This is a genomic window from Streptococcus sp. HMSC062D07 (assembly GCF_001814215.1).
GTDB lineage: Bacteria > Bacillota > Bacilli > Lactobacillales > Streptococcaceae > Streptococcus > Streptococcus infantis_I.
The window spans coordinates 443-16,722 of sequence record NZ_KV815331.1 but is presented as its reverse complement, the minus strand read 5'-3'; the positions used below and the strand labels follow the sequence as shown (position 1 = coordinate 16,722).

18 protein-coding genes are annotated in these 16,280 nt (G+C 38.0%); all 18 read right to left on the bottom strand.

The window, feature by feature from the left end; genetic code table 11:
- Positions 1 to 2: 2 nt before the first annotated feature.
- The 18 genes from pstA to HMPREF2957_RS05685 all read right to left on the bottom strand — a co-directional run bounded on the left by pstA (position 3) and on the right by HMPREF2957_RS05685 (position 16,025).
- The gene (pstA, locus tag HMPREF2957_RS05770) at positions 3 to 887 is read right to left on the bottom strand and encodes a phosphate ABC transporter permease PstA (protein WP_070678056.1); all 885 of its coding nucleotides are present in this window, start codon (positions 885 to 887) and stop codon (positions 3 to 5) included.
- Positions 877 to 1,794: a phosphate ABC transporter permease subunit PstC gene (pstC, locus tag HMPREF2957_RS05765; protein WP_004252555.1), complete on the bottom strand. Its 918-nt coding sequence runs from the start codon at positions 1,792 to 1,794 to the stop codon at positions 877 to 879. Before pstC ends, pstA begins: the two co-directional genes overlap by 11 nt.
- A complete protein-coding gene (locus HMPREF2957_RS05760) occupies positions 1,794 to 2,672 on the bottom strand; it encodes a phosphate ABC transporter substrate-binding protein PstS (RefSeq protein ID WP_070678053.1) in 879 nt (292 codons plus the stop codon). The genes pstC and HMPREF2957_RS05760 overlap by 1 nt, the downstream gene beginning before the upstream one ends.
- 109 nt (positions 2,673 to 2,781) lie before the next feature.
- The gene (locus HMPREF2957_RS05755; RefSeq protein WP_070678051.1) at positions 2,782 to 4,095 is read right to left on the bottom strand and encodes an RsmF rRNA methyltransferase first C-terminal domain-containing protein; all 1,314 of its coding nucleotides are present in this window, start codon (positions 4,093 to 4,095) and stop codon (positions 2,782 to 2,784) included.
- Between the two features lie 6 nt (positions 4,096 to 4,101).
- Positions 4,102 to 4,869 (bottom strand): inositol monophosphatase family protein, encoded by a 768-nt coding sequence (locus HMPREF2957_RS05750; RefSeq protein WP_070678049.1) that lies wholly within the window; start codon positions 4,867 to 4,869, stop codon positions 4,102 to 4,104.
- On the bottom strand, positions 4,859 to 5,137 hold the full coding sequence (locus HMPREF2957_RS05745) for a UPF0223 family protein (protein ID WP_070678047.1): 279 nt from the start codon (positions 5,135 to 5,137) through the stop codon (positions 4,859 to 4,861). The genes HMPREF2957_RS05750 and HMPREF2957_RS05745 overlap by 11 nt, the downstream gene beginning before the upstream one ends.
- Positions 5,138 to 5,539, bottom strand: a complete 402-nt coding sequence (locus HMPREF2957_RS05740; protein WP_006148218.1) for a Spx/MgsR family RNA polymerase-binding regulatory protein — start codon at positions 5,537 to 5,539, stop codon at positions 5,138 to 5,140. It lies immediately after the preceding gene.
- A gap of 137 nt (positions 5,540 to 5,676) precedes the next feature.
- The gene (locus tag HMPREF2957_RS05735) at positions 5,677 to 6,309 is read right to left on the bottom strand and encodes a TIGR01906 family membrane protein (protein ID WP_004252546.1); all 633 of its coding nucleotides are present in this window, start codon (positions 6,307 to 6,309) and stop codon (positions 5,677 to 5,679) included.
- Positions 6,299 to 7,072 (bottom strand): TIGR01457 family HAD-type hydrolase, encoded by a 774-nt coding sequence (locus HMPREF2957_RS05730; RefSeq protein ID WP_070678045.1) that lies wholly within the window; start codon positions 7,070 to 7,072, stop codon positions 6,299 to 6,301. The genes HMPREF2957_RS05735 and HMPREF2957_RS05730 overlap by 11 nt, the downstream gene beginning before the upstream one ends.
- 10 nt (positions 7,073 to 7,082) lie before the next feature.
- Positions 7,083 to 7,820, bottom strand: a complete 738-nt coding sequence (locus HMPREF2957_RS05725; protein WP_004252538.1) for an acyl-[acyl-carrier-protein] thioesterase — start codon at positions 7,818 to 7,820, stop codon at positions 7,083 to 7,085.
- A 4-nt stretch (positions 7,821 to 7,824) separates the two neighbouring features.
- Complete coding sequence (hemW, locus tag HMPREF2957_RS05720) at positions 7,825 to 8,955, bottom strand: radical SAM family heme chaperone HemW (protein ID WP_004252535.1); 1,131 nt, start codon at positions 8,953 to 8,955, stop codon at positions 7,825 to 7,827.
- A gap of 85 nt (positions 8,956 to 9,040) precedes the next feature.
- Positions 9,041 to 9,436 (bottom strand): YtxH domain-containing protein, encoded by a 396-nt coding sequence (locus HMPREF2957_RS05715; RefSeq protein ID WP_004252533.1) that lies wholly within the window; start codon positions 9,434 to 9,436, stop codon positions 9,041 to 9,043.
- Between the two features lie 14 nt (positions 9,437 to 9,450).
- A complete protein-coding gene (locus HMPREF2957_RS05710) occupies positions 9,451 to 9,834 on the bottom strand; it encodes a DUF948 domain-containing protein (protein WP_004252531.1) in 384 nt (127 codons plus the stop codon).
- A gap of 1 nt (position 9,835) precedes the next feature.
- Entirely contained in the window at positions 9,836 to 10,624 is a 789-nt protein-coding gene (lgt, locus tag HMPREF2957_RS05705; RefSeq protein WP_004252529.1) for a prolipoprotein diacylglyceryl transferase, read from the bottom strand.
- On the bottom strand, positions 10,617 to 11,552 hold the full coding sequence (hprK, locus tag HMPREF2957_RS05700; protein ID WP_004252528.1) for an HPr(Ser) kinase/phosphatase: 936 nt from the start codon (positions 11,550 to 11,552) through the stop codon (positions 10,617 to 10,619). The genes lgt and hprK overlap by 8 nt, the downstream gene beginning before the upstream one ends.
- A gap of 179 nt (positions 11,553 to 11,731) precedes the next feature.
- Positions 11,732 to 13,492, bottom strand: coding sequence for an LPXTG cell wall anchor domain-containing protein (locus HMPREF2957_RS05695; protein WP_070678234.1), 1,761 nt, complete (start codon positions 13,490 to 13,492; stop codon positions 11,732 to 11,734).
- Positions 13,493 to 13,717: 225 nt separating this feature from the next.
- On the bottom strand, positions 13,718 to 13,894 hold the full coding sequence (gene rpsU / locus HMPREF2957_RS05690; RefSeq protein ID WP_000048054.1) for a 30S ribosomal protein S21: 177 nt from the start codon (positions 13,892 to 13,894) through the stop codon (positions 13,718 to 13,720).
- Positions 13,895 to 14,123: 229 nt separating this feature from the next.
- The gene (locus HMPREF2957_RS05685) at positions 14,124 to 16,025 is read right to left on the bottom strand and encodes an Ig-like domain-containing protein (protein ID WP_070678043.1); all 1,902 of its coding nucleotides are present in this window, start codon (positions 16,023 to 16,025) and stop codon (positions 14,124 to 14,126) included.
- Positions 16,026 to 16,280: the final 255 nt, after the last annotated feature.

Genomic DNA, 16,280 nt, shown 5'->3' with positions numbered 1-16,280 from the left:
CTTTAGGATGCGGTTAATTTCTTGTGTAGATAGCTTCCGAGTTTACGTGCTCCAAAGTTAAAGATCAAGATAAAGATTAGGAGCACCGCTGCAGAACCTGCTGAAACCAAAGTTCCATCAGGAATAGTTCCTTCACTGTTGACTTTCCAGATATGGACAGCCAAGGTTTCTGCTTGACGGAAGATTGAGATTGGACTACTTACGCTGAGAACATTCCAGTTAGACCAGTCAAGAGCTGGCGCAGATTGACCCGCTGTGTAGATAAGGGCTGCAGCCTCACCAAAGATACGACCTGAAGCAAGCACGATTCCCGTTACAATACCAGGTAGGGCTTCAGGAATAACGACATGAAGGACTGTTTCCCAACGAGAAAGTCCAAGCGCCAAACCAGCTTCACGTTGCGTATGGTGAACGTGTTTCAAACTGTCTTCAACGTTACGAGTCATCTGTGGAAGATTAAAGACGGTCAAAGCCAAGGCACCTGAAATAATGGAAAATCCATACTCGAACTGGACTACAAAGATGAGGTAACCAAAGAGACCTACAACAACGGATGGTAGAGAAGACAAGATTTCAATACAGGTACGGACAAAATTTGTAATCCGACCTTTTTTAGCATACTCTGCTAGGAAAATTCCAGCCCCCATTGATAGAGGTACAGAGATAAATAAGGTAATCACCAAAAGGAAAAAGGAATTATAAAGCTGAATTCCAATACCGCCACCTGCTTGATAAGAAGATGATTTTCCTGTCAAGAAAGACCAAGAAACATGAGGTAAGCCTCGAACCAAGATATAAAGAATCAAGGAAGCTAGAATGGTCACAATGATTCCTGCGATGGTATAGAGGACAGCTGTTGCAAGTTTATCTAATTTCTTAGCGTGCATAGTTTTTCTTTCCTCTCTCTTTTGTAATCAATTTAATCACACTGTTAAAGGCCAAGCTCATCAAAAGCAATACTAAGGCCAGTGACCAAAGAACATTATTATCAACAGTTCCCATAACGGTATTACCGATTCCCATGGTCAAAACAGATGTCAGAGTCGCTGCTGGTGTCGTCAATGAAGTTGGAACAACTGCTGAGTTACCAACAACCATCTGAATAGCCAGGGCTTCACCAAAGGCACGCGCCATTCCGAAGACTACTGCCGTAAAAATACCTGAACGAGCAGCCTTCAAGGTTACACGCCAGATAGTTTGCCAACGAGTAGCTCCCATGGCTAAACTAGCTTCACGGTAGTGACGAGGAACTGCACGTAGGCTATCTGTTGTCATGAAGGTTACAGTCGGCAAAATCATAACAAAGAGAACGAAAATCCCTGATAAAATACCAAAACCTGTTCCACCAAAGACAGTACGTACAAATGGTACTACGACCTGCAATCCGATAAATCCATAAACTACTGAAGGAATCCCAACTAAGAGTTCAATAGCCGGTTGCAAAATCTTGGCTCCTTTTGGTGACACTTCTGTCATAAAGACTGCAGCGCCAATGGCAAATGGTGTTGCAATCAGAGCTGATAAGATGGTCACGATAAAGGAACCTAGAATCATTGGAAGGGCACCAAATTGTTTACCAGACGGATTCCAAGTTGCACCAAAAAGAAAATCAAAGATATTCACACCATTAACAATGAAGGTCGATAAGCCTTTCTGAGCCACGAAAATCAAAATCATAGCAACAATGATAACAATCAAAGATAGGCAGGCAAAGGTTAGTCCTTTTCCTAATTTCTCAAGACGAGAGTTTTTTGAAGGAGAGAGCAATTTTTTAGATAATTCTTCTTGATTCATTATTGGCTCCCTTCTATGGCTGTCACAGTACCTGCAGCATCTTTTTCAACCTTCATTTCCTTGACAGAAATATAACCCATTCCTTTAACGATTCCATTCTGAGCTTCGTCTGAAAGGACAAAGTTTAGGAATTCGGCAACCAATTCATTTGGCTCACCAAGTGTATACATATGTTCATAAGACCACAAAGGCCAGTTATTCGTTGTAACGTTTTCTGAAATTGGCTCATAACCATTGAGCTTGATGGTCCCAACCGAATCATCAACATAAGCAAAGGCAAGGTAGGAAATAGCTCCAGGGGTTTGGGAAACGATGGACTTCACCATACCGTTTGAATCTTGCTCCTGACTTTGTATTGCAGATTTTCCATCCATAATCACACTGTCAAAGGTAGCACGAGAACCTGAGCTAGCAGCTCGGTTAATAATAGAGATAGCTAAATCCTTACCGCCGACTTCCTTCCAGTTGGTAATTTCTCCTGTAAAGATTTGTCGGAGCTGGTCTGTCGTCAGATTATCGACATCTACTTCTTTATTAATAATGACAGCTAATCCAGCAACAGCAACCTTATGGTCAACTAGCGCGGATGCATCGATTCCGTCTTTTTCTTCAGCGAACACATCAGAGTTCCCAACATCAACTGCACCTGACTGAACTTGAGATAGTCCAGTACCAGATCCACCACCTTGAACATTGACTGTTTTACCAACGTGTGCGGACGCAAATTCATCTGCTGCCGCCTCGACTAAAGGTTGAAGGGCAGTTGAACCAACAGCCGTCATAGACTCCCCACGATCAATCCAACTTGCACATCCTGCTAGCGAACCAGCAAGTAAAAGAGTTGCAAGAGAGATGGTGAGTTTTTTAAATTTTTTCACTATTTGTCTCCTTGAAAATAATGATGAATAGCTTGAATTTTTGCCCTTATTTTCTATTGTTTTCAGGGAAAATCCATACTTCCACTATAACATAGAATACTGTTTTTGACTAGTTTTTCACCTGAAACCTCAAGCCCTTGGGAAAATAATTCTTCAAGGTATTTCCGGTTACTTTTGCAAAACCTAGACCATTTCCACCAACCAAAACTTGGTACCAACCATTTGGAAGAGTTTCAGCTAATTGGACCGTTTCACCAGCCACATATTTGACAAAGTCTTCTTGATGAATTTCGATTCCTTGCTTGACTTGGCTTGGTTTTAAAGCTAAGCCAAGAGCAAAACTTGGTTCAAAACGTTTTTTCTTAAAAGTTCCAAGATGAAGACCATTACGAGCTATCTTGAGTTTTCCTATATCAGGTAGGACTTCTGGCAAGAGATAAAGCTGGTCTCCAAAAACTTGTAGGACACCGGTCAGTTTTTCTTTAAGATGTTTTTTCTCAAAATCCTGCCATAAGGAAATCTGTTCACGAGATAGGTTGGATTTAGAAGGTTTGAACTTCCCAGCCTTGTTTTGACCTTTAAATTGAAGATGGGCCACGAACTGACCTTCTCCCTTAAAGTGATGAGGGTACATTCTAGCTGTTTCAGGTAAATCAATTCCAGGTACCATTCCATTGATGTGTTGGACTGGAATCAATTCAAAATGATAGCTATCCAGTAACCATTGGACGATTTCTTCGTTTTCTTCTGGCGCCCAGGTACAGGTTGAATAGACTAGTCGACCACCATCAGCCAACATAGTAACTGCATCTGCTAAAATCTCACGTTGTAAACTAGCGCACTGGCTAGGATAATCGACACTCCAATAATCCATAGCGTCAGGTTGTTTACGAAACATCCCTTCTCCTGAGCAAGGTGCATCTAAAACGATCAGGTCAAAATAGCCTTTAAAAACCTTGGCTAAACGGTCTGCTGATTCATTGGTCACAACGACATTAGTCGCACCAAAACGTTCCATATTTTCAACCAAGACTTTCGCTCGTTTGTTTGAAATTTCGTTAGAAATTAAAATACCCTCACCAGCTAGATAAGCTGCCAGTTGAGTGGATTTCCCACCGGGAGCCGCTGCCAAGTCTAAGACCTTCATACCTGGCTTTGGCTGGGCTACTTGAGCGACCATTTGTGCGGCAGGTTCTTGTGAATAGACCAGACCAGTTACATGTTCTGGTGATTTCCCTGAAACCTTCCCATAGTAGCCCCAGGGTGTATTGGGAATCGCATCTGAAAAAGAAACTTGGCTTTCTTTTAGGGGATTGATACGAAAGGCAGAAACAGCTTCATCATCAAAAGAGGCAAGAAAAGCTCTTGCCTCATCTCCCAATATTGTTTCGTATTTTTTTACAAATCCTTCTGGAAATTGCATGTAGGTTTATTTCCTTTCATAGATATAGGATTGAATCTCATCTTTCATCTCGACTGGCACAATCATAACGGCCTGTCGTGTTTGCAAATCGACTTCCTCACCAGCAATCGTAAAAACCTTATAACCCAAACTCTCGCCTAGAATACTTGCAGCCGCATAATCCCAAGGTTGTAAATAAGTGATATAAGTTAAAAGTCGACCTGAAAGCACCTTGGCAAAACTAATAGCGGCACTGCCATAAACTCGTGTACCAAGTGCAGCGTTTCCCAAATCAGCTAAACCCCATTCGTTAGTCGCTAGCATTCCAGAATTACCAGACACCAAAAATTCTCTCAAGGGTTTCTTTTTAAATGGTGGTAAAGGTTCATCATTGCGACAGGGCGGGAAGTCTCCTCCACCATGGTAACAATCACCTTTCATGACATCATAAATAATACCAAACTTACCAACACCTTCCTCAAAATAGGCCAGCATAACGGCAAAATCTTCACCTTGTGCTACGAAGTTGTTGGTTCCATCAATAGGATCAATAATCCATACAGAACCTTGTCCTACTGCTGCACGCATGCAGCCTTCTTCTGCACAAAATAGATCATCTGGATAGCGAGAACGGATTTTTTTAATAAGTAAGTCTTGAACTTCTTTATCTAACTTAGTTACCAAATCTGTAGGGGAAGACTTTCTCTCAACATGGAGATCCTCTTTCATATGCTGGAGAATGTATTCCCCAGCTTCCCTGACAATTTCTTTGGCAAATGTAAATTTATTTTCCAAGTGAAATCTTCCCTTCTCCTTTTTCTTTGGCCAACTGGACTGCACGGTAGAAAGAGTATCCACTAACTGATTCAAACTCACGTCCCAAACGTTTTTCTTCGCTCTTGCTAGGCACAACTGACTTGAATACCTTGTAGGAATCTAATAGTTTCTTAACATCTACCTGTGTCTCATAGGCAGCTTCAACATCATTAAAAAAAGAAAGCACTGAAGCAAGTTCTTCAGTGCTCCACGACAAATCTAGTGGGTAACTATACTGTTTATTCATCTAATTAATACCAGCTCTTAATGTAGCTTCTTTCAATTCTTGCTTACGATAACTACGAGGAAGAAATGCACGAATCTCATCTTCATTAAAGCCAATCTGCATACGTTTATCATCAATGATGATTGGACGACGCAAAAGACTAGGATATTGCTCAATTAAATTAAGCAACTCTGTCACCGAGATACTTTCCACATCGATATTTAACTTTTGGAAAATTTTTGAACGAGTTGAAATGATGTCATCGGTACCGTTTTCGGTCAAGGAAAGAATGTGTTGCAATTCTTTTCTTGATAAAGGACTGGTCATAATGTTGTGCTCTTGGAAAGGCACTTTATGATTATCAAGCCAGGCCTTTGCCTTACGACATGATGTACAACTCGGTGATAAAAATAGTGTAATCATGCTATTCTCTACTTTGCATACTTTTCTAACTCTATTATACAAAAAAATAAAGCGCTTGACTAGTTATTTCCGTAAAAAAACCTACTTTTTAAAGAAAAATAAGTTTTTCGTAAAATTTTTAAAACATTTTTATGCATTTATTCTCTTTTCGGTAATTTTTTCCAACTTAGTAGATAAACGAATCCAAAAATTAACTCATACAAGCAGAAAAATAGGAGAAAGGCATGCAGGAAAAAATCCTCTGGTAAAATAAGAATGACCGAATCTTTAGCGGGATCAAAAAGCCAGGTATCATCACCTACAAATAGAATCTGATGAAACAAGGTAAAGAATTGTTCAAAACCAATGAAGACGCCAACTAAACCAAGAACCAAAGGTAAAGACAGCATAATCAAGAGACCTCTGCGATATAGAGACAGAAAACCTTTCTGAATGACTTGCTTCCAAAAAAGGTAGAAAATCGGTAGAGTTACGATTGCTACTCCTTGCGCTAGGTGAAAGAGTCCCTTTACAACCACAAAGTGGTGAATTCCAGAGGCAGACGAAGGAAAATCTGGCATTGCTAATACTTGACTCAATGGATTGGTCAAATAATCCATCAAAACATTAAAGTTATGTTGGATGGTCTGAGGTTGGACATGAACACGACTTGTCAGATTTAACCAAGAAATCTCCAGAGGGTATACCAACCAAGACAGGTAGATGGTCAATAAAATAGCAAGCGAGAGGAGAAAGAGAATACTTCCTACAAAAGTAAATTTAGTTTTCATCGAAATTCCACTCCGATAGACTTGAGAGGACATGGGTTGGGGCGATTGGTAAATCCGCTACTTCTTCAGGTTTTGTAAATCCTGTCGTCACCAAAAGGCTAGGGATCCCATTGTCAATACCAGCGCGAATATCAGTAAGATAATTATCCCCCACCATGACAATTTCTTGGCGTTCAAGTCCTAGGTGTTCAACAGCCTTATCCATAATAATCGCGTTTGGTTTTCCAATATAAACTGGTTTTACGCGAGTTGCTGCTTCAAGAAGAGTAATCAGTGAACCAGCACCAGGTAAAAGTCCACGTTCTGTTGGAATATTTAAATCTGGATTGGTGCCGATAAAATGAGCACCTTTATGGATAGCTAGGGTTGCAGTAGCAAATTTTTCATAGTCAACTTGCCAGTCCAAACCTACAACCACATAGGCTGGATTTTCTTTATCTTCAACATAACCAGCTGCTTGAATAGCTTCCTTGAGCCCTGCTTCTCCAATCACATAAACGGTCTTTTCAACCCCCAGGTCATTCATGTAATCAATGGTCGCTAAGGTTGCAGTATAGATTGTCGATACAGGCGTATCAATATTAAACTGATTTGCCAACATCTCTTGGACACTTTCAGGTGTACGAGTAGTGTTGTTTGTTACAAAAAGATAGGGAATCTCTCTCTTTTGTAACTCGTGAACAAATGCTTCACCAGCTGGGATCCTATCTTTTCCTTTATAAATTGTACCGTCTAAATCAATTAAATAGCCTTTATAAGTCATATATTACTTTCTAATCTGTGTTAATTTCTTGCCAAATTATCTTTGCCTGAGCATTAATATCGCCATCACTTGTGACTTGGTGATTGCTTTCTAGTTGATTCAATTCGTAACTAGAAGTAATCATACCACCTGGTCTAACTTCCTTGACATACTTGAGGTTGATTTTTTTAGGAATATGATTGGTTAGGAAATCTGCCCCCATAACCTCAAAAATCCAGTCCAGATATTTGCTGTTATTGACGTGACCATTCATATCCAAGTCATAAAAACGAACATGGTAGTCCTTGTTAATCGCGTTTTCTAACTCTGTGTATTTTGGTCCACGGACTAGTTTCTTAGAAAACTCAGACTGATAAGGGGCGACAATTTCTGGAACTACAGGATGAACCTTCCGACTATCACGATCCATAAGAACAAAGGTAGCTACCATGCGAATGATTTCTTGACCATCTTCATCATAAATAGTAAATCGGCGGTAGCAAAATAGACGATTGTAAGTCAAGGCTTCCGTTTCAATTGTGATTTCCTCATCAAATTGAGGTAAACGTACAACATCGATATCATAATCAGTGATAATCCAGACTAGATTATACTGTTCTAAAACATCCTTGTCACTCACTCCTAGATTAATTGATTGCATTCCTGATACTTGCAGGGACAACAAAATAACATCTGGCAACTTGATATGGCCATTCATATCAGCCATATCAAAAGGAATTTTCATCTTCATTTGATAAGTTAAGCCCATAATTCTACTCCAATATAAATCGTTCTGCTACTGTATCTCCTAAAAAGAGACCTTTTTTTGTCATTCGTATTTGTTGACCTTCTACTTGTAAAAGACCTTGATGACATAAATCTCTTACAACTTGACCATATAAATTTTCAAAAGATGTGCCAAATTTTTCTTCGAATCTTGCTTTTGAAACTCCTGTCTTCTTGCGAAGTCCAAGAAACATCTCTTCTTCCATTTGTTCCCTTAGACTCAGGTGTTCCTCATTGATGCGAGCATTGCCTTCTTCTACTGCCTTTAGATAATGGCGGATAGGGCCATGGTTTTTATAGCGAACACCGTTTACATAGCCAGACGCACCTGCACCTATACCATAATACTCAGCATTATCCCAGTACATAAGATTGTGACGACTTTCAAAGCCAGGTTTTGAAAAATTTGAAATTTCGTAATGCTCAAAACCAGCACGCTCTAATTCAGCAATGATATATTCGAACATTTCAGCTTCTACTTCTTCTTTAGGAAGTGGTAATTTCCCACGACGCATACGATTCATAAAGACCGTATGGTTTTCTAGAATCAAACTATAAAGGCTCATATGAGGTATATCAAGAGCGATGGCCTTGGCAACATTGTCCTTGACCTGGTCCATAGTCTGACCAGGAAGAGCGTAGATCAAGTCAATGGAAATATTATCAAACCCTGCTAACTTGAGACGATCTATATTTTCATAGATATCTTTCTCTAAATGACTACGACCAATTTTTTTCAGCATTTTATCATCAAAGGTTTGGACGCCCAATGAAACACGGTTGACTGCTGAATTTTTCAAAACTGCAATCTTATCCTCATCCAAATCACCAGGATTAGCCTCAATGGTTAATTCTTCTAAGACTGACAAATCTAAGTTTTTAGTCAATCCATCCAGAAGCACCTCTAACTGTAGCGCAGACAAGGCTGTCGGTGTCCCTCCCCCAATATAGAGAGTACGCAATTTCTGAATGTCATAAGAATGAAATTCTTGCAGTAGATGTTCTAGATAGCTGTCTACTGGTTGATTTTTAATAAAGACCTTAGAAAAGTCACAATAATAACAGATTTGTGTGCAAAATGGAATGTGCACATAAGCTGATGTTGGTTTCTTCTGCATAGTATTTATTATACCACAAAGACTTCCCTCAAGAAAAAAATCACCATCTCCGACTCTAAGGGAATCAAAAATGGTGATTTCTATTTTAATCTTCTTCGATTTCGATGATGATTTCTTGACCGTCTTCTGGGTCTTCAACAACTACTTTTTCTTCCAATTGTTCCTTGAGATTGTTCAAGGTCTCTTTTGAAGCCTCAGTTGCTTGTTGAGCTAAAGATTTAGATTTTTCAAGAACTGAATCCAAGGTAATTTCGCCTGATTCTACTTGTTCTTTTGTCTTTAGAACAAAATCTCTGGTTTGTTCTTTGACTTCTGTCAATTTTTCAAGAGCTTGTTCCTTAGCATATTCTGGATCTTCTCTCAGATCTTCAATAAAGTCTTGTGCCTGACTAGTAACACGTTTCCCTTTTTCACTTGTTAGAAACAAGGCAACAGCCACACCTGAAACAGTTCCTAAAAGGATTGATGATAATTTACGCATGAGTTATCTCCTTTTTATTTTTTAAAAAATTTACTTGCAATACGAACGGCAGATAAGCCTGCACTAGTCTTTAATGTTTTTGAACCTGCAGATGATGCTTTTTTACTCAAGACACGAGCCTGCTCATTTAAGTCAGAGACAGAAACAGAAAGGTCTGCAACTGCTGTAAAGAGTGGATCAATGGTTGCAACTTTGATATTGATATCATCAGCAAGAACATTGACCTTGGCAAGAAGTTCGTTTGTGTGATGTAGAGTAACATTTACATCTGAAGTTAGCGTTTTAACAGTATTTTCTGTTTCATCAATTACACGTCCAACTTTTTGAAGGGTAATAATCAAATAAACTATAAAGACAATCAAGGCAATAGCCACAAAAATATAAGCAACTTCTAACATTCTAATTCTCCTTTTTTACATTATAAAATGGTGCTTTTTTCCGATTTTGATAAACGATAATATAAATACCAAGTCCAATTAATAGAACAGACAACCACTGAGATACTCGAAGTCCAAAGAACATGAGACTATCTGTACGCATGCCCTCAATAATCATACGTCCAAAACCATACCAAATTAAGTAAAAGGCTGTGATATGACCACGACGAATGCCATTTAATCGGCGTCTAAAAATAATAATTAAAGCAAAACCAATCAGGTTCCAGATAGATTCGTAAAGGAAGGTTGGTTGTCGATATGAGCCATCAATATACATCTGATTTTTAATGAAACTAGGCAAGTAGTCAAGACTCTCCACAACTGCGCCATAAGCTTCTTGGTTAAAGAAGTTCCCCCAACGTCCTAGACTCTGAGCAATCATTACACTCGGAGCTGCAATATCTAAGAAATCCCAGGTATTGATTAATTTACGGTCTGCGAAAATATAAAGTACAATCGCTCCGGTAATTAGACCGCCGTAAATCGCAAGACCACCATTCCAGACAGCAAATACCTCCCCTAAATGTTGGCTATAATAGTCAAATTTAAAAATAACATAGTAAAGTCTCGCGCCGATGATTGACAAAGGGAAAGCCACTAAGATAAAATCCAGAATATCTTCTGATAAGATTTTCTTTTTAGGAGCTTCTTTACTTGCCAAATATACCGCTAAGATAAGGCCGGAAACGATACAAAGTGCATACCATCTAATGGCAAATGGACCTATTTGAAAAGCAACTGGATCAATCATTTTGCACCTCGTTCTTTTCAATTAATTTCGTCAATCTTTCTTCAAAGAGACGTGTCGCATCAAAGCCCATTTCCTTAGCACGATAGTTCATGGCAGCAGCTTCAATGACCACAGAAATATTGCGACCTGTTTTTACAGGAATCCGAATACGCGGAATAGAAACACCTGAAATTTCCAACTCTTCAGCATTATTTCCTAAGCGGTCAAAGGTCTTATGTGTATCGTAATTTTCCAAATAAACAGCTAGCTGAACTTGTGAAGAATCCTTAACTGCACTAGCACCGTATAGACTCATGACATCAATGATCCCTACTCCACGAATTTCTAACAAATGTTTCAAAATTTCAGCAGGTTCACCCCAGAGAGTCATTTCATCCTTAGAATAGATATCTACTCGATCGTCTGCCACCAAGCGGTGACCACGTTTAACTAGTTCTAAACCTGTCTCACTCTTACCAATTCCACTATCACCTTGAATCAAAACACCCATACCATAGATATCCATTAGGACACCGTGTACACTAGTACGTTCTGCTAGACGAGAATCAAGATAGCTAGAAAGTTCTCCAGACAAACGACTGGTTGCTGTACGACTAGTTAAAATCGCAATTTTACATTCTCTGGCTGCCTTCAACATTTCCTCTGGAACTACCAAACCACGCGCAACAATAACTGCTGGTGTTTCTGGTAGGAACATTTTTTTCAAAACAGTGTAACGATTTTGAGAAGGCATAGAGACTAGATAAGACCATTCCTTCATCCCCAACAATTGAATACGCTCTGGAGTATAGTAATCAAAATAGCCTGTCATTTCAAGACCAGGTCGCGTTATATCTGCAGTATTAATTTCCTTTTCAAGTAATTCAGGCTCCCCATAGACAATGTCTAATCTAAGCTTCTCAATTACTTCTTTTACTGAAACCGACATATATTCCTCCTTCAATTGAGTTCTCTTACTATTATATCAGATTGTAGGAAGAAGTTTGTGTTTTTTACCGTGTTTACACTATTAATTTATCTGATAATATTTGAACGATACAAAAAAGGATTAAACAACAAATTGTTGTCTAATCCTTCTGACTATTATTTCATAATAGATAGTGTACTTTAGTTATCTTGTTTCTTTAAGCCCAAGACTCCAAGACCAGCTACCAAGAGTGCTACTCCTGTTGCAAACAATGATTCCTTAGAACCAGTATTTGGCAATTCCTTTTTAGATTCAGATGTTGTAGACGTAGTTTCAGGTCTTGTTTCTTCAGTTGTTTTACCTGAAGGAGTTTCTTCACTTGATTTACCTGGAGTTGTCTCAACTGTTGTAGTAGTGGTAGTTGATTTTTCTGTTGTTGTAGTTGTTGAAGTAGTCGTTGGCTCTTCTGTCATTGTCGTTGTTGAAGTAGTCGTTGGCTCTTCTGTTGTTGTCGTGGTAGTTGTAGTCGTAGTACTAGTTGTTGTTGTCATAGTTTGTTCAACTTTTTTATACCAGTGGATACGATTTCCTTCACGGTCTTTTTCTGTTTTTACAAACTCATATCCATCAATAGTAGCTGGATCTTTCCAACCCTTATCCTGTGGTTTAAGATTTTCTTTTGTATCGATATCTTTGTAGTCTGTGACAAGCGTATCCAGAACTAATTGTGCACCTGCAGAGTCATTAATGATACGGTAAATATAGATACCCTTTGAATTTTTCCCATCAATAGTTGCCGTAGCTACTTTCGAAACATCATATTGCATTTTTTCAAGATCAATCTTAGATTTATCGATGATATTAATACGGTTTTGACCAACACCGAAGAATACTCCTAATTCTTTTGGAACATCTCCTGAAATCATTTCAAGTGTGATTTTCTTAGCTGAAACTGAAGTTACTTTAAACTTAGGTGCTACACCTGTTGGGAATACATATGCTCCATATTCGTTCACTTCATATGAACTGTATACAGGTAAGATAAAGTAAGCTTGGTGTGTGTCGCCCACTTTAATTGCATCATCTCCACTTGTTTTCCACTCGATACCTGAAGCATCATTGAATTCTAACTCAACAGTTGAACCAACTTTCATACCTTCACTTCCACGAACTTGGAATTGTGTAGACGTTTCATATGAGCCATCTGCATTGAACTTAATTGTATTTCCAGAAGGTGTAAAGTTAATTGAATTTGTCTCAGTAGCAAATTGTTCTACTTTCGGAATATCTACTGTACTTGTCACAGAAGAAGATCCCACTTTAATCACTTGGTTTAAAGTGTAGTCTTTATTTGCGATTACAGCTCCATTATAAGCGTTATCTGATTTAATTTGGAACTTGACTTGTTTCAATACATCTGGTTTTTCAGCTTCAATAGCTTTCGTAAATGTAACTTTTAGTGTAGCACGTGTTGATTCTAATTGAGCTTGTTCCATTTGAGCTTTGTCGTTAGAACCTTGACGTGCTTTATTGACGTTTTCAAACGAAACAATTGAAATTTTACCAATTGTCTTACCTTCGTAAGTGACATCCTTACCATTTAATTGATTTAAGATAGCAACGTTTTCTAATGTAACTGTAACATAGTCGCCTTCTTTCACATCATCTTCTGTAATTGAAAAAGAAAGGTCTACATCTGTATAGTATTCATAATATTTAATGTCATGATTTTTAATAGTACCAGTCACTTCTGCAGCTACTTCTCTAGCTTCACGTGCAGGAGTTTCTGTAGTTGTTACAGCTTCGGCAGTAGTTGTTGCTTCAGCACTTGTTGTAGAAATTTGCTCAGCTGTCGTTGCTTCTTCAGCAGTAATAATTTCTTGACTTTGAAGTGCAGCCAAAAGCACTCCAGTAGACAACAAAGTGATCAATAATTTTCCAAACCTTTTCTGGTTTTTCATCCCCATTTACCTCCGTGTAAAATTACACCATTTTAATATGATTTTACTATATTTGTCTATTTAATTCAACTAAAATATATAATTTATTTTATAACTAAAATAAAAAGATTTTTTACTATTAAGTTTGAACTTTTTCCAATTCATAAATAATCATTGAAACATGTAAAATTATTCGGGTCTTAAGAATACAAAAAAGACTAGACAAGTCTAGCCTTTCATTTTAAATTAGAATTTTTTACGTTTACGAGCTGCTTCTGATTTACGTTTACGTTTTACAGAAGGTTTTTCATAGAATTCACGTTTGCGTGTTTCTTGAAGAGTACCAGCTTTAGTAACCGCACGTTTGAAACGACGAAGTGCATCGTCAAGAGATTCATTCTTACGTACTACTGTTTTAGACATTTTTTTCACTCCCTTCAAGTTCAAGATCTATTCTATTTTACATGGATAAGAGCAATTTGTCAAGACCAAAATGCTTTATTCCATGAATTTCCACTATTAATTTCAAACTTGCTATTATCACTTTTTTATAAAAAATAATTTATTAAGTAGGAAGATTTATATACACTCATTAAATTGAAAAGAGAGCCTTTCGGCTCTCTTTAAGATAGTGTAGATTTTCTAAAAATTATTATTTAGTAAATTTACGTTTCATAACAACTGTTCCTGACATGATTACCACACCAGTTAATACAAGTACTAGGCTTGTAGCCTCACCAGTAAATGGCAGACTTGGTCGCTCTTCTGTAGTAGTTGTTGTATCTGCAGGTTTTGGAGCTTCAGTCGTTGTTGTATCTGCAGGTTTTGGAGCTTCAGTCGTTTTTGGAGCTTCTGTTGTTGCTGGAGCTTCAGTCGTTGTTGGAGCTTCAGTTGTTGTTGGAGCTTCTGTTGTTGCTGGAGCTTCAGTTGTTGTTGGAGCTTCAGTCGTTGTTGGAGCTTCAGTCGTTGTTGGGGCCTCTGTCGTGGTTGGAGCTTCTGTTGTGGTTGGAGCTTCTGTTGTGGTTGGAGCCTCTGTCGTGGTTGGAGCCTCTGTCGTGGTTGGGGCCTCTGTCGTGGTTGGAGCCTCTGTCGTGGTTAGAGCCTCTGTCGTGGTTGGAGCTTCTGTTGTGGTTGGAGCTTCTGTTGTGGTTGGAGCCTCTGTCGTAGTTGGAGCTTCTGTTGTGGTTGGAGCTTCAGTCGTTGTTGGAGCCTCTGTCGTTATTGGAGCCTCTGTCGTGGTTGGAGCCTCTGTCGTGGTTGTGGTTTGTTCTTTTGGATTGACAATTGTTTTGGTAACTGACTTATCTGCTCCAAAATCTGTTGCATTTACTTCTGTATCTGCAGCATTCATAACATAACCTTTTGGAGCTTCAACCTCTGTGAGAATATACTTATCTTTTAAAAGACCAGTTACTGTAATTTTTCCTTCAGCATCTGTAACGTATTCTCCAATAACTTGATTATTAGCTTGTCGTACGACTTTAAACTTAACACCAGCTACTGGTTGATTTTCATCATCAACTTTATGAATATTAATTGTAAATACGTAACCAACCCCTGAACCACCTGCTACTTGAACGACAGTGGATTGCTCAACATATTTAACAGCCTTTCCTTTACCTTTTAATACAGCATCATTATTTAATTTTTCTCCGTCTGCTGGTGAATAATTGGCTTGAACTTTATATTCAATTCGATATTGATCTGACTCTGTGATGTCACCAAGTTGTACAACAAATGATTGTCCATCTTCACTTACTGTAACAGTATGTTGGTCTGTTACATCTGTTCTATCAGTAAATTCCCAAAGTCCTTTAACATAGTCAAATTTACCTTTGATAATACGAATACTATCTTTAATATAAGATGCATTCGAAAACTTCAATGTGTCTTCTACTGTAGCATCTTGAAGACTTTCTTTAGTACGATTGATTGAAATGGTGTAAGAGAGTGTCTTTTGATCTTCACTACTTACCCATCCTGTTTTAGAAAACAACACAGGATTTCCATCTCCAACACCGGTGAAGTTAACTTTTCCAACTACTTGTGTTTTCCCATTAATCGTTACCTCGACAGGGATTTCTCCTTCTTCAGGGTGTTTTTGGAAATCTACCCGAGTATAGACGTAGAAAGAACCGTTTGTATCAGAGTGTTTTTCAACATAATCAGTATAGGTTAAGACGATATGTTTTTTTGTTTCATCAATCTGACCATTTGCGATTACTTCGTTTGTATTTTCATCACGAATCTCAAAATTTTCTGACTCAATATATAGTGAATCTGATAAATCTACAACTGTTGTGTCCCCAGCTTTAACGTTTTTATCTGTTAAGTCATAATTCGCATTAAGCCTAAAAGTAATCCATTGTTGCAAATCTTCCTCAAGATTACCACCTTTTTCATTCGTAATATTGAGTGAAGTAATTGTGTCAACAGTCTTACTATTAGACGTAGTAGCCGATGTTTCAGCAGCAGCTTTTGTTAAGCTTAGTGAAACAAATACAGTTAATATACAAACAATGAAAAAGATAAACGATAGTTTTTTCTTATTCATTTTCATGTCTCCTTTAAATTATTAGTTTATTAAAACTAGTACAGTATACCAATATTTACATTCTATGTCTACTTTTATAACTAAAATAAACCAAAAAAAATTATCAAGATTACTTTTAGATATTAAATATGTCTTTTAAATCTAATAATAATATAAATCTATTACTGAGAATCGTTTCTTACAACCTTTTCATTTAAAATAGATAATCATTGTTTGTAAATAAAAAGGAGAGAGCAATGCTCTCTCCTCTCTAAA